11 protein-coding genes are annotated in these 13,809 nt (G+C 73.8%); 8 read left to right on the top strand and 3 right to left on the bottom strand.

The annotated features are described in order from the left end of the window. Positions 1 to 186: 186 nt before the first annotated feature. Positions 187 to 882, top strand: coding sequence for an alpha/beta fold hydrolase (locus ACZ55A_RS01050; protein WP_468831190.1), 696 nt, complete (start codon positions 187 to 189; stop codon positions 880 to 882). Here the strand turns inward: ACZ55A_RS01050 and ACZ55A_RS01045 are convergent. Continuing rightward, the gene (locus tag ACZ55A_RS01045; RefSeq protein WP_468831187.1) at positions 854 to 1,876 is read right to left on the bottom strand and encodes an ArsR/SmtB family transcription factor; all 1,023 of its coding nucleotides are present in this window, start codon (positions 1,874 to 1,876) and stop codon (positions 854 to 856) included. The two genes, ACZ55A_RS01050 and ACZ55A_RS01045, sit on opposite strands and share 29 nt — an antisense overlap. Before the next feature lie 85 nt (positions 1,877 to 1,961). On the opposite strand from ACZ55A_RS01045, the gene ACZ55A_RS01040 reads away from it, so the two are divergent. Next, positions 1,962 to 3,281, top strand: coding sequence for an alpha/beta hydrolase (locus tag ACZ55A_RS01040; RefSeq protein ID WP_468831184.1), 1,320 nt, complete (start codon positions 1,962 to 1,964; stop codon positions 3,279 to 3,281). A gap of 11 nt (positions 3,282 to 3,292) precedes the next feature. Here ACZ55A_RS01040 and ACZ55A_RS01035 read toward each other — a convergent pair whose 3' ends face one another. After that, complete coding sequence (locus tag ACZ55A_RS01035) at positions 3,293 to 4,222, bottom strand: hypothetical protein (protein ID WP_468831181.1); 930 nt, start codon at positions 4,220 to 4,222, stop codon at positions 3,293 to 3,295. A 235-nt stretch (positions 4,223 to 4,457) separates the two neighbouring features. Here ACZ55A_RS01035 and ACZ55A_RS01030 point away from each other — a divergent pair, with 235 nt between their 5' ends. The 5 genes from ACZ55A_RS01030 (at position 4,458) to ACZ55A_RS01010 (ending at position 10,890) form a co-directional block, all read left to right on the top strand. After that, positions 4,458 to 5,264, top strand: coding sequence for a S1 family peptidase (locus tag ACZ55A_RS01030; protein ID WP_468831178.1), 807 nt, complete (start codon positions 4,458 to 4,460; stop codon positions 5,262 to 5,264). Between the two features lie 231 nt (positions 5,265 to 5,495). Next, positions 5,496 to 5,672, top strand: coding sequence for a hypothetical protein (locus tag ACZ55A_RS01025; protein ID WP_468831175.1), 177 nt, complete (start codon positions 5,496 to 5,498; stop codon positions 5,670 to 5,672). Positions 5,673 to 5,728: 56 nt separating this feature from the next. After that, on the top strand, positions 5,729 to 6,409 hold the full coding sequence (locus tag ACZ55A_RS01020; protein ID WP_468831172.1) for a response regulator: 681 nt from the start codon (positions 5,729 to 5,731) through the stop codon (positions 6,407 to 6,409). Between the two features lie 22 nt (positions 6,410 to 6,431). After that, positions 6,432 to 7,592 carry a sensor histidine kinase gene (locus ACZ55A_RS01015; RefSeq protein WP_468831170.1) on the top strand — a complete coding sequence of 387 codons (1,161 nt, stop codon included), beginning with the start codon at positions 6,432 to 6,434 and terminating at the stop codon, positions 7,590 to 7,592. A 217-nt stretch (positions 7,593 to 7,809) separates the two neighbouring features. After that, positions 7,810 to 10,890 (top strand): endo-alpha-N-acetylgalactosaminidase family protein, encoded by a 3,081-nt coding sequence (locus tag ACZ55A_RS01010; RefSeq protein WP_468831167.1) that lies wholly within the window; start codon positions 7,810 to 7,812, stop codon positions 10,888 to 10,890. Positions 10,891 to 10,932: 42 nt separating this feature from the next. On the opposite strand, the gene ACZ55A_RS01005 is transcribed toward ACZ55A_RS01010, so the two are convergent. After that, entirely contained in the window at positions 10,933 to 12,744 is a 1,812-nt protein-coding gene (locus tag ACZ55A_RS01005; protein ID WP_468831164.1) for a glycoside hydrolase family 35 protein, read from the bottom strand. Positions 12,745 to 12,915: 171 nt separating this feature from the next. On the opposite strand from ACZ55A_RS01005, the gene ACZ55A_RS01000 reads away from it, so the two are divergent. Further along, positions 12,916 to 13,803 (top strand): helix-turn-helix domain-containing protein, encoded by an 888-nt coding sequence (locus ACZ55A_RS01000; RefSeq protein WP_468831161.1) that lies wholly within the window; start codon positions 12,916 to 12,918, stop codon positions 13,801 to 13,803. Positions 13,804 to 13,809: the final 6 nt, after the last annotated feature.

The following is a 13,809-nucleotide window of genomic DNA, read 5'->3' as shown; positions in this document are numbered from 1 at the left end:
GCGAGTTGGGGTGGTGCGCGGCCGGCTGGGGCGGTGATCCTGCGGGGTGTCCTCGCACCGGGGGAATTGCCCGGGGGCCGGGGCGCGGCGCCCTCTCCGCCTTTCGTTACCCATGTAACCTCGCCGGGTGCGGCCGGCCCGGGGGCACCGGAGCCGGCGAGCGACGACACGGGAGAGGGCACGGGCATGCAGCTGCACACCCATGAGTGGGGCGTCGGCGAACGGGTCGCGGTGCTGGTGCACGGCATGATGTCCGACCACCGCACCTGGCACCGGGTCGGCCCGGCGCTCGCCGGGCGGGGCTACCGTGTCATCGCCGTCGACCTGCGCGGCCACGGCCTCAGCCCGCGCGGCGCATACGCCGCCGAGCTGTACGCCGAGGACCTGGTGGAGACCCTGCCCGCCCGGCCCGAGGTCGTCATCGGGCACTCGCTGGGCGGTCTGGCGCTCTCCCTGGCCGTGGAGCAACTCCAGCCGCGGCGCGCGGTCTACAGCGATCCCGCCTGGTCGCTCGGGCGGGTCGGCCAGCCCGTCGACCCGGCCCTGTTCGTCACCTTCAAGACCGCCGACCGGTCGATGGTGCAGACCTTCAACCCGCGCTGGGACGACGTGGACGTCGGCATCGAGCTGGCCACCCTCGCGCTCTGGGACACCGGTACCGCGCTGGCGCTGTCCGCCGAGCATCTACAGGACCGCACGCCCCAGAAGCCGGTCGTCCCCTCGCTGGTGCAGATCGCGGGCCGGGGCTTCCTCTTCTCCGACGAGGCGGCCGCCGAACTGACCGCCCGCGGCTTCGAGGTCCGTACGGTGCCCGGCTCGGGACACACCATCCACCGGGACGACTTCGACGGGTTCATGGCCGGGCTGGAGGGGTGGGTCTAGCGTCGGCCGGTCCGGCCCCGGTGTCCGCCCCGCTGTGCCGCTGGACCAGCAGGCTCCCCAGCGCGGTGCGCCGGTGCAGCACCGCCCGGCCGGCGCGGACCGTGGTGAGCAGGCCCGCGCCGCGCAGCGCGGCGGTGTGGGCGGAGGCGGTGGCGTTGCTGACGCCGAGCCGGCGGGCCAGGCCGCTGGTGGTGTGCTCCTCGGTGAGCAGCAGCAGGATCTCGTGGCGGGTCCGCCCGAGCACCCCGGCCAGTGCGTCGTCCGCGCCGTCCGCCCCGTCGGGTACGAGGGGCAGGCCCGGCCCGGCCGGGTAGGTGAGGAACAGCGGGTGGCCGGGCAGGTCGGCGAGGAGCGGAGGGCCGGTCCGGTGGAAGGTGGGCTGGAGCACCAGCCCGCGGCCGCCCAGCCGGATGTCGCTCTGCCCGGGCGCCTCGAACTCCCAGACGTCCTGGTGCAGTCGGCTGCCGGGGACGAGGGCGGTGAGCGCGGCGCCGGTGCCGTGCTCGGCCACGGTCAGCGCATGGCGGGTGAACTCCGCCCGGTGCAGGTCCTGCACCAGCGGCCACACGGGCCGCAGCGCGGTGTCGAACGCGGCGCGCTGTGCGCGGGTCACGAGCTGCCAGGCGTCGGCATCACCCTGGTGCAGACCGCGGATCCACGGCGGTACCGGGCCCGGATGCCCGGCGTACGCGCGCTCGAGCTCGGCGCGGACCAGGGCCGGGCGGGCGGCCCGTACGGTCTCCAGTGCCTCCGGCAGGCTGTCGCTGAACACATCGAGGAACGCGGGGGCGTGCGCGCCGGGAACCAGAGCGGCCAGCGGTACGGCGGTGGCCGGCAGGGACCGCAGCAGCCGCTGCCGCCAGCGGCCGAAGAGCAGGGCGTCGTCGGGGCGGCACATCCTCATCAGGGCCGCGTTCAGCTCCTGCAACGGGGCCGGGCGGGGCGCGAGGCGGACCAGGGCGAAGTCGGCGGCCGTGAAGTGGATCCGGGTCACTACTCTCCTCCGTGGCGCCGCACCAGCCTTTCGGGCCGGCTCGAAAACCTCGCCCGCGCCCGCCGCAGGACGCCAGCATGCGGGTATGTCCTCCTCATTCACTCATGGCGCATCCACTCGTGGTGCCGGGCACCTGGACCGGCGGACCGTCACCAAGTCGGCGGTACTGGCCGCCGGGTTGCTGCTCACCGGCGGCATCACCCCGGCGCAGGCCCAGTCACCGCCCCGGCCGCAGGCGCCCGCACCGGCACGGCCCGCGGGCGGGGTCACCCTGCGGCTGCCGGCGCCGGCCGGCCCGCACCGCATCGGCGTCACCACGCTCTACCTGGTCGACCGCTCGCGGTGCGACCCGTGGGATGCCGCCCTCCCCGTAAGGGAGGTGATGGCCACGGTGTACTACCCGGCCCGCACCGTCCGCGGCACCCCGGTCGCACCCCAGATGACCGAGGCCGCCGCGGCGGTCTTCGCCGGCCTCGACGCCCGGGTGCATCACCTCCCGGAGGCCGGGGTGAACTGGGCAGCCACCAGGACGCATGCGCACACGGGCGCGCCCGCGCAGACCGTACGGCGACCGGTGCTGCTGTACAGCCCGGGAGGCGGCGACCCGCGCACCCTGGGCACCGGGCTCGCCGAGGACCTGGCGAGCCACGGCTATGTGGTGGTGACCCTCGACCACCCCGGCGACACCAGTGAGGTCGAGTTCCCGGTCACCACGGCATACCGGCCCGATGCCGTGCGCACCACCGTCTTCCGGGACGATCCCCGCAAGGATCCCGGGCAGTTCCGTACCGCGATCGCCACCCGGATCGCCGACCTCCGTTTCGTCCTCGGGCAGTTGGCGGTCCTGGCCACCGGAGGCAACCCCGATGCGGCGGGCCGCGCCCTGCCACCGCACCTCGGCCGGGCGCTGGATCTGCGGCGGGTGGGCCTCTACGGCCACTCGGCCGGTGGCACCGCTGTCGCCGAGGCGCTGTACGAGGACCGCCGGATCGCCGCCGCGGTCAACATGGAGGGCTACCTGGACCACCCGCCGGCCAGGCCCGGCCCCGGCCGCTACGGGGAGCTGTATCCGGTCGCCCGCCACGGGGTGGACCGGCCGCTGCTCCTGCTGGGTTCCGAGGAGTTCACCGGCGGGAAGAAGAACAAGGCGGAGCTGGCGCGCTCCTGGCAGGCGATGCTCTCCCACCCGCGGGGCTGCACCCGCCGGCAGGAGATCGCCCGCACCGCACACTGGGTGTTCACCGACTACGCCGCGATGGCGCCCCCGTTGCACGCCGCCGGACTGATGACCGCCGCCGCCCGGGGCGAGCTGGTCGGCGCGCTCGACCCGGCCGTCTCGGTGCCCACGGTGCGCCACCGCGTCCGGGCCTTCTTCGACCGCCATCTGTCCCGCCGCCCCGGGTAGCCGACGCGGCGTCAGGTGTCACAGTCCAGCAGCGTCTTGCACAGCCCGCAGCGCGCCTGGAGCCGCCCGCGGACCGGGACGCGGATCCGCTGATGGCAGGCGGGACACGGGAACGACACCCGCAGCGGCGCAGGGCCCTCGAAGGCGTAGCCGTCGTCCGGTCCGGCCGGGCGGACGGTGCGCCGTGGATCCTGCGCCGCCCGGCGGTCCTTGGCGTAGCGGAGCCGGGCGGCCCAGCCGGCGCCGGCCAGCGGCGGCCGGCGCGCGTCCCGGCGGGCCCGCGCCGCGCCCGCCGTATACGCGTCGTACGCCTGCGGGCTGGTGAACCACGGCGCCGGGTCCTCGCCGAAGAACGCGGCCCGCTTGGCCAGCACATAACCGAACTCCTCCGGCGTCAGATAGCCGAGCTTCTGCGAGAACGGCCCGTGCTCGCGGTAGGCGTCCAGCAGCAGCCAGCCCGCGCCGAGGTAGCTGGTGGCGGTGTCGGTGAGGATCTCGTTGTCGCGGGTGCCGGGGAACGACAGGTCCAGGCGGTGCAGGTAGACATGCATCACCTCATGGGCCAGCGCGGCACCGATGTCCTTGCGGTGCTTCCTGAAGCGGTCGTTGAGTTCGATGAAGTACTCGGGGCCCGCGGCGAGTTCGACGTTCGCCGCGTGCTCCATCTCGCGGAAGCTGACCACCATCCGGGCGTCCGGCAGATGCAGCTGCCGGACCAGCGCGCGGGCGACCCGCTGCGCGCCCAGATGCAGGTCCTCGGTGTCGTCGAAGGCCACCTCGGCCGGCGGCACGCTCGTGGCAAAGGTGCTCACCGTGTCGTACGACAGGCGTTTGAACAGTGCGTGGACGGCCGCGCGCACCGTGTCGAGGTGGGGGAATCCGTGCTCGATATTGCTGCCGCCCGTGGTCACCCGGCTCACTGTACGGGTGTCCGGGATCATCCGGTATGAGCCGTACCGGCGTGGGTGGTAAGGGAGTTGGCCGGATGCGCACCCTTGTCACCCTGATCGCCCACTCCACATAATCCAAGGGCGCTCCACGGACTCATCCCCCACTGGGTCCGGACGCCTTACGGCGTGCTGCCCTCCTCCACGCAGATTCTGCGGCGGCCACGTCCGGCTCCGGTGTTGGCATGGGCTCGTCAGCGACGTGCAACCCCCCACGAAAGGAAGCCCGTTGCGCAGCTACCGGAAGCTCCTCACGAGAAGCACTGCCGTCGGCGCGGTCGCCCTGGCCGCCTTCAGTCTCCAGCCCGCCTCCGCCTCCGCCGCCCCCGCCCCGGACCCGTCCGGCGGCGGCCACACCAAGGTCGTCGGCGGCACCAAGGCCGACCAGGGTGAATTCCCCTTCATGGTCCGGCTGTCGATGGGCTGCGGCGGCGCCCTCTACGCCAAGGACATCGTGCTCACCGCGGCGCACTGCGTCGAGGGCAGCGGCGACAACACCTCCATCACCGCCACCGCGGGCGTGGTCGACCTGGAGGACTCCGCCGCCGTCAAGGTCAACTCCACCAAGGTCCTCCAGGCCCCCGGCTACAACGGCAAGGGCAAGGACTGGGCGCTGATCAAGCTCGCCAAGCCCATAGACCAGCCCACGCTGAAGATCGCCGAGGACGACAAGCTCAACAACGGCGACTTCACCATCGCCGGCTGGGGCGCCGACAAGGAAGGCGGCGACCAGCAGCGCTACCTCCTCAAGGCGACCGTGCCGTTCGTGGACGACGCCGCCTGCCAGAAGGCCTACGGCGACCAGCTGACGCCCGGCGACGAGATCTGCGCCGGCAAGCTGGACACCGGCGGCATCGACACCTGCCAGGGCGACTCCGGCGGCCCGATGTTCCGCAAGGACGACGCGGGCGAATGGCTCCAGGTCGGCATCGTCTCCTGGGGTGAGGGCTGCGCCCGTCCCGGCAAGCCCGGTGTCTACAGCGAGGTGAGCACCTTCGCCGCGGACATCAAGAAGGCCGCGGGCGAACTCGGCTGACCGACCGCACCACCCACGCAGGCGCAGGGCCCGGGGCACGCTCCCCGGGCCCTGCACCACGTCCACGCCCCTGCCGGAGGACTTTGGTCCCGGCCCTTGGTCCCCCCGCCACCCGGACGTTGGTCCGTCCGCGCCCGGGACCAAACGCACCCTTCCGGCCGGGTCTTGTGCCGTCAGCGACGGTCGTAGGACCTCTGGGCGCGCCCCTGACCGCTGCCTAGCGTGAACGGCATGTCCACCGAGCCCCGCCGCCGGCCCCCGGCCCGCGACCGCCACCACCGCACGACGGTCGTCGCCGCCCTGCTCCTCGCCGCCTCCGCCGCGGCCCTCGCCTACGTCCTGCTCGGCGGTCACCGCGACCCCCTCGAGCCGGCCCCCGAGTCCCTTGCCTCGCAGGTCGCGGCCTAGTCAGTCCTGAAATGGGCGGGCCCGGCACACCGAGGACGCAGGAGAGGAGAACGGGGATGCCGATCAGTGTGGTCATCGCGGACGACCAGGAGATGGTCCGGACGGGGTTCCGGATGATCCTGGAGAGCCAGGCCGACATCGAGGTCCTGGACGACGTCGTCGACGGCGAGGCCGCCCTCGAAGCCGTCGAACGGCTGCGCCCCGATGTGCTGTTGCTGGATATCCGGATGCCCAAGGCCGACGGCCTGGAGGTCACCCGCCGGCTCTCCGCGCGCGCCGCCGCCCACCCCGAGTACGGGCAACGGCCCCGCATCGTCATCGTCACCACCTTCGACCTCGACGCGTACGTACACGCCGCGCTGCACGGCGGCGCCTCCGGCTTCCTCCTGAAGGACGCAGGCCCCGGCCTGCTCGTGGAGGCCGTACGGGCCGCCGCCGTCGGCGACGCCCTGGTCTCACCCGCGATCACCGTCCGGCTGCTGCGCGAAATGGCCCCCACCGCCCGCCGTGGCGCGGTCGCCCGGGCCCCCTCCGCACCGCTCACCGAGCGCGAACGGGACGTCGTACGGGAGCTGGCGCACGGCAGGACCAACTCCGAGATCGCCGGTGAGCTGTATGTCTCGCTGTCCACGGTCAAGTCCCATCTGGCGCATGTGCAGAGCAAGCTGGCCGCCCGCAACCGCGTCGAGATCGCCGCCTGGGCCTGGGAGAGCGGCCTGGTCGGCGGGCGTACATGAGCGAGCGGAGCGAGCCGTACGCATGACCGCTGTGCCGGGGTGCGCCCGGAGCCACCCGCGGGGAGCCGTCGCCGCCAGGGCCGTCCTGGCGGTGGTGCTGCTGTTGCTGGTCGTGGTGGAGACCGTGGCACTATTCCGCCGGCCCAGCGGCCCGCATGCGGTGATGGCCGTCACCGGCGCGCTCGTCTGCCTGTGCGCGGCGCCCGCCCCGCGCATCCCGCTGACGCTACGGGCCCGGGCCGCCGCCGCGGTCTCCCTCACCGCCTCGGCGGTGCTGATCGCCGGGCCGCACGCGCCGGCCGTGTGGGGACTGGGGGAGGGCGTCGCGCTGCTGGTCCTGCTCGGCGCCGTCGTCCACCGCGCGGCCGGCCGCACCGCCGCCGTCCTCGGCCCGCTGCTCGCCCTGGCCTGCCTCCTCGCCCCTCTGCGGGACGTCCGGCTGGGCCTCTTCGCCGTCGTCTACGGGGTGGTCACCGTGGTCGTCGCCGTCTATTCGGTGATCCTGCGCCGGCAGGACGCCCAGCGGCTGCGCGATCTCGCCGCCGTACGGGCCGCCGAGCGGCTGGAACTGGCGCGGGAGCTGCACGACCTGGTCGCCCACCACGTCACCGGCATCGTCGTCCAGGCCCGCGCCGCCCGCTTCACCGCCCTGGACGGGCCGCGGGCCGGCGCCACCTTCGAGCGGATCGAGACCTCCGGCGGTGAGGCGCTGGGCGCGATGCGCCGGCTGGTGCGGGTGCTGCGCGAGAACGGCGCCCACACCCAGCCGGTCGCCGGGCTCGCCGAGGTCCGCGCGCTGACCGACGCCTTCGCCCGCACCGGCCCGCCGGTCGTGCTCTCCCTCGACCGGGGCGTGGCCGACGCACTGCCGGCCGAGGTGGCCGCGGCGGTCCACCGCATCGTGCGCGAGGCACTGACCAACGTCCGCAAGCATGCGGCGGACGCCACGGCGGTACGGATCGGCCTGCGGGCGGTGGACGACGGCGCGGAGCTGCGGATCGCCAACGACGGCGGCAGACCGGCACGGCTGTCCGAGCAGGCCCGCGACGGAGGCTTCGGCCTGGCCGGACTCACCGAACGGGCCGAGGCGCTGGGCGGCCGGCTCACCGCGGGCCCGGCCCCCGAGGGCGGCTGGCAGCTGACCGCCGTGCTCCCGCTGGACGGCGGCCCCGCGCTGGCCTGAGCACGGCGACGACCCGGTGCGTACGGCGACGGACCGGGCCCGCGTACGGCGACCACGAACCGGCGCGACCAACCGCGACCACACCCACGCCGCACCCGCGCCCCGCCCCACATCTGTCCAACACCTCCACCCCCTTTGTCCATAGGCGCGCGCCCCGACCCCGCAGCACGCTGTCCGCCGACAGCCAGTGCAGGCCCCGAAGGGGAGGACAGCGCGCGTGAACGAACAGACAGATGCCCCGCGCGGGCCCAGCCGCAGAAAGGTCGTCGCCGCCACCGCGCTCGCCTCGGTCGCCGGAGCCCTCCCGCTCGGCGCGCGCCCCGCCACGGCCGCACCGCGCGCCACCGAAGCGGTGCTGCGCTCCACCGCGCTGGAGGTCCGCGTCGACACCGCCTTCCCGCGCATCGTCTCCTACACCGACCGCGGCACCGGCGCCGTACTGCACGGCCAGGAAACCCCCGTCACCCAGGTCCTCATCGACGGCACCGCCCGCACCCCCCACGTCACCCACCACACCCGCGCCGACCGGGCCACCTACACCCTCCGCTTCGACGGCGGCACCACGGTCACCGTGCAGATCGCCGTCGAGGGATGGCGGACCACCTGGCGCGTCACCGGCATCACCGACACCCCCGCGCTGCGCATCGGCACCCTGGAGATCCCCGGCCTCGCACTGCTCAGCGTCCGCAGCGACCAGCCCGGCGCCGCCCTGCTCGCCGCCCGTATCGAGCTCGACAAGGCCAAGAGCGGCGACACCCTGGTACGGCCTACCGACGCCACGCCCGCCGAGGCCGCGCCCACCGGCTGCGCCTACGCCGTCGTCGCCACCGGCGAACTGGCCGCCGGCATCGAGACCAACACCGCCCACGACAAGCCGACCGGCGCCACCACCTGGGAGAACGGCCGACTGTGGCGGCAGACCGTCCGCGCCGACGGCTTCGTCACGACGCAGCTGGGCCCCGGCCAGTGGACGCACCGCGCCGCCGGGCAGCCAGTGGACGCCACCGACCCCCTGCCGTACGCCACCGTCCTTGTCACCCGCGACCGCAACGGCGACGGCAGCGCCGACTGGCAGGACGGCGCCATCGCCCTGCGCGACATCATGGTGATGCCGCTGGGCGCCGAGGAACAGCATCTGCGGGTCGTCCCGCACATCCCGTTCAACTTCGCCAGCCAGGCCACCAACCCGTTCCTCGCCACCCTCGACCACATCAAACGGATCGCGCTGGCCACCGACGGGCTGCGGCAGTTCACCCTCCTCAAGGGCTACCAGTCCGAAGGCCATGACTCCGCCCACCCCGACTACGGCGGCAACTACAACCAGCGGGCCGGCGGCCTCGCCGACCTCAACACCCTGCTGCGCGCCGGCAAGAAGTGGAACAGCGACTTCGCGGTGCACGTCAACGCCACCGAGTCCTACCCGGTCGCGCACGCCTTCTCCGAAACGCTCGTCGACAAGGACGACAAGCAGTGGGACTGGCTCGACCAGTCCTACCGCATCGACGCCCGCCGCGATCTGGTCTCCGGCGACATCGCCCGCCGCTTCGCCCGGCTGCGCAAGGAGACCGACCCGGCCCTGAACACCCTCTACATCGACGTCTTCCGCGAGTCCGGCTGGAACTCCGACCGCCTCCAGCGCCATCTGCGCGCCCAGGGCTGGCAGATCACCACCGAATGGGGCCACGGCCTGGAGCGCTCCTCACTGTGGTCGCACTGGGCGAACGAGACCGACTACGGCCCCGACACCTCCCGCGGGATCAACTCCCAGCTGATCCGCTTCCTGCGCAACCACCACAAGGACGTCTTCGCCGACAAGTGGCCCACGCTGCTCGGCAGCGGCCGGATGGGCAACTTCGAGGGCTGGGTCGGCAAGACCGACTGGCACGCGTTCCACACCCTCATCTGGACCCACGCGCTGCCCGCCAAGTACCTCCAGGCCTACCCGATCAGGACCTGGGGCGCCCACGAGATCACCTTCGAGGGCCCCACAAAGACGTCGGTGAGCGACGCCGAGGGCACCCGCAAGATCACCACCGATGGCCGCGTCGTCTACGACGACGGCACCTACCTGCTCCCCTGGGAACCCCGCCGCGCCACCGACCCCGACAAGCTCTACCACTACAACCCCCGTGGCGGCACGACCCGTTGGACCCTGCCCCGCGGCTGGTCGTCCCTCAGCGCCGTCCACGCCTACCGGCTCACCGACCAGGGCCGCACCCAGGAGACCCGCATCCCGGTCAGCGGCGGACGGATCACCCTCACCGCCGAAGCGGGCATCGCCTACGTCATCCACCGCCGCAAGGCACCCGCCCAGCCCGACCCGCGCTGGGGAGAGGGCACCCCGCTGACCGACCCCGGCTTCCACTCCGGCACCCTGCACGGCTGGCACACCACCGGCCCGGCCACCGTCGAACTCAGCAAGCTAGGCGACTACGAGCTGGTCATCGGCGCGGGTGGCGCCGCCACCGTCGCCCAGAAACTCACCCGGCTCGCCCCCGGCCGCTACGCCGCCTCCGTCCAGATCGAGGTCGGCGCCACGGCGGGGGAGCGGCGGCGGTCCGGCCTGGAGATCCGCACCGCTGACGGCGTCACCGCCGCCAACTGGACCGACACCTCCACCGTCGGCAACTACGTGGCCGCCGACCGCAAATCAGGCACCCGCTTCCAGCGCCTGTTCACCCGCTTCACCGTCCCCGAAGGCGGCGGCCCCGTCACCCTCACCTTGACGGCGGCCGCCGGAGCGGCCCGGGTCCGGTTCGACAACGTCCGCGTCGTGCCCGCCGAACCCACCGCCAAGAAGGGCACCGTCGCCTACGAGGACTTCGAGCACGTCCCCCAGGGCTGGGGCGTCTTCGTCAAGGGCGACGCCGGCGGCAGCACCGACCCGCGCACCCACATCGCCCAGCGGCACGCCCCGTTCACCCAGCGCGGCTGGAACGGCAAGGCCATCGACGACGTCATCGACGGCGGCCAGTCGCTCAAGTCACGCGGCGAGAACACCGGACTGGTCTACCGGACCGTTCCGCACACCGTCCGCTTCACCCCCGGCCGCCGCTACCGGGTCACCTTCCGCTACGAGAACGAGACGGCCGGCCAGTACGCCTGGATCACCGCCGTCGACGAGCCCGCACCCCGCGAACTGCGCCGCACCCCGCTCCCGGTCGCCACCCGGCCCACCACCCACACCTATGAGTTCACCGCGCCCGACAACGGCGAGGCCTGGGTGGGACTCCGCAAGACCGGCGAGGACGGGACGGCGGAGTTCGTCCTCGACGCCTTCGAGGTGCGCGAGGTGTGAACCGGCCGTGGGGGCGGGGTCGGTGGCCCCCACGGCTCCCCCTCAGCTCCCTGCCGCGCAGGGATACAGACCGGGCGCCCCCGCCTCTTCCCCCACAGGGGCCGGGGCGCCCTCCCACTCCCACACCAGCAGCTCGTTGCCGCCCGCACGCAGCACCGGGCCCGGCACGTACAAGGCGCGCTGCGGACCGGCCGCCCGGTAACGGCCCAGACAGAAACCGTTGATCCACGCGAAGCCGTGCTGCCAGCCCGGCAGCACCAGATCTGCGTCCCCCGGCCGCCCGGACACCGTCAGCGTCCCCCGGTACAGCCCCGCACCCCCGCCGGCGCCCTCCGCCGGCCGGAACGGCACCTTCGCCAGCGCCCCCGCCTCCTCCAGCGCCGCCAGCCGCAGCCCCCGCGACCGTACGCCGTGCAGATACTGCCGCTCGTGCAGCAGACCGCCCACGATCCCCTTGGACTCCGCCAGCCGCGGCCCGTAGTTGACCCGCCCCAGCGACCCCACCCACAGCTCCACCGACGCCGGCCCCGCCACCTCCCCGAGCACCGCGTCCTCGCCCTCCACCACGCCCCGGTACTCCCCGTCGACGAACACCACCGCCCGGTCCCGCAGCCCGCGCACCCGCAGCGGATACCGGCCCCGCGGCCCCGGCACCGCCACCCGGTAGCGCACCACCCCCCGGTCCACCCCCAGCTCCTCGAACGTCGCCGGACCACCGCCCTCGGCCTCCACGCCGCCCAGGGCCTCCATCACGTCCCCGGCCGGCGCCCACTCCCCGACCACCGCACGCACCGGCGCCGCAAGCCCCGGCGGCGGCTGCGGCACCTCGGGCAGCGGCCCGTCCGCCCACCCGGCCAGCACCTCACGGAACCGCCAGAACTTCTCCGTCGGCCGCCCCCGTTCATCGACCGGCGCCCCGTAGTCGTACGAGGTAACCGTTGCCCGCAGCGCCCCGTCGTGCAGCTCACCCACCCGGTTGGCGCCCGCCCAGCCGCCGAAACTCGTACCGCCGTGCGCCATATAGATATTGACCGAGGCACCGCACTCCAGGATCTCCCGCAGCGCCGCCGCCGCGTCCTTCGCCGACCGCGGCGCCTCGGCCTGCCCCCAGTGCGCGAACCACCCGCACCAGAACTCCATACACATGAGCGGCCCGTCCGGCCGGTGCCGGCGCAGCGCCGCGAACGCCTCCCCGGCCCCCGACCCGAAATTGGCGGTGGCCAGCACCCCCGGAACCGAACCCCCGCTCAGCATGTGGTCCTCGGGCCCGTCCGACGTGCACAGCGGCACCCGCACCCCCAGCGCCCGCAGCCGCTCCACGATCCACGCCAGATACGCGGCATCGCTGCCGTACGAGCCGTACTCGTTCTCCGCCTGCACCATGACCACCGGCCCGCCGCCCGGGCCGCCGGAGTCCGAGGCAGCGGTGCACTGCCGCGCCACCACCTGCGGCAGCAGCCGCCCGAACCAGGTGTCCACGGCCCGCAGATACACCGCGTCCAAGGTCCGCACCCGCCGCCCCAGCGGCCCGGTCAGCCACGCCGGCAGCCCGCCGTTCTCCCACTCCGCGCAGATGTACGGCCCCGGCCGCACGATCGCCCACAGCCCCGCCGCCCCGGCCGCGTCCAGGAACCGCCCCAGCGCCTCCGGATCCTCGAACTGCCCGGGCCGCGGCTCGTGCAGATTCCACGGAACATACGTCTCCACACAGTTCAGCCCCATCGCCCTCAGCATCGCCAGCCGGTGGCCCCACTGCGCCTCGTGCACCCGGAAGTAGTGCAACGCCCCCGACAGCAGCCGCACCGGCCGCCCGTCCAGCAGGAACTCCCGCTCACCCACCGCGAATTGCGCCACGCAACCCCCCTGTGTCGTCCCCCGAGGACATCTCGATCAGCTCACCGGTCACCCTCGCCCTCTGGCGGTGTGACGGTCCATGGACAAAGATCGGCTGTGTTTGGACGGTTGGACGGTTGAACGCCTGGACGGAACGGCACACACGAGGCACGGAGCGACGGGAGGCCGGCCGTGTACCACACCTGGATGCGCTACTTCACCCCAAGCCCGGTCCACCACCGGCTCGGCCTGGTGTGCCTGGGGGTCGGCCTCCAGCACGGCACCCTGCCCACGGTCGGCCCACGCACCCTCGACCACCATGTCGCGCTCGTCATCAGCGCCGGCCGCGGCTGGTTCACCACCCCCGACGGCCGGCGCCGCACCGTCACCGCCCCCGCCCTGCTGTGGATCCTCCCCGGCGTGCAGCACCACTACGGGGCCGACCCGGAGACCGGCTGGGACGAGAGCTTCGTCGACTTCACCGGCCCGGCCGCCGCCACCTACACCGAACTCGGCTACATCGAACCCGACCGGCCCGTCGTACCGCTCGCCGACACCGGCCCCGCCCGGGCCGCGGTGGGACGCATCGCCCGCGCGGCCCGGCGCGGCAACCCCCTCCTGGAGGTGGAGACCTCCGCCGCGGTCCACGAACTCCTCGTCGCCCTGCGCCGCGCCCGCGCCGACACCGACGCCGACGGCGACCCCGTCCTGACGGCCCTCGCCCGCGACGCCTTCCTCCCCCTCTCGGTCGCCGAACACGCCGCCCGGCACGGCATGACCCCCGCCGAACTGCGCGCCGCCGTACGCCGCGGCGCCGGATGCAGCCCCAAGGACTACCTGCTCGGCATCCGCCTGGGCCGCGCCAAGGAGCTGCTGGCCGGCACCGAGCTGCCGGTCGCCGCGGTCGCCCGGCGCGTCGGCTACGACGACCCCGCCTACTTCAGCCGCCTGTTCACCCGGCGCGTGGGCACCGCCCCGGTCCGCTTCCGCGACCGCCAGGGCCGCAACGTTCCCGGCGGCTGGTCCACCCAGATCCCCGACCCCGACGATCCACCGCTGGTCAGCGGGCACAGCGGCTGACCGCGC

The organism is Streptomyces sp. NPDC034111 (assembly GCF_055575375.1).
Note: the sequence above shows the minus strand (reverse complement) of the source record. Positions and strands in the feature narration are given on the sequence as shown.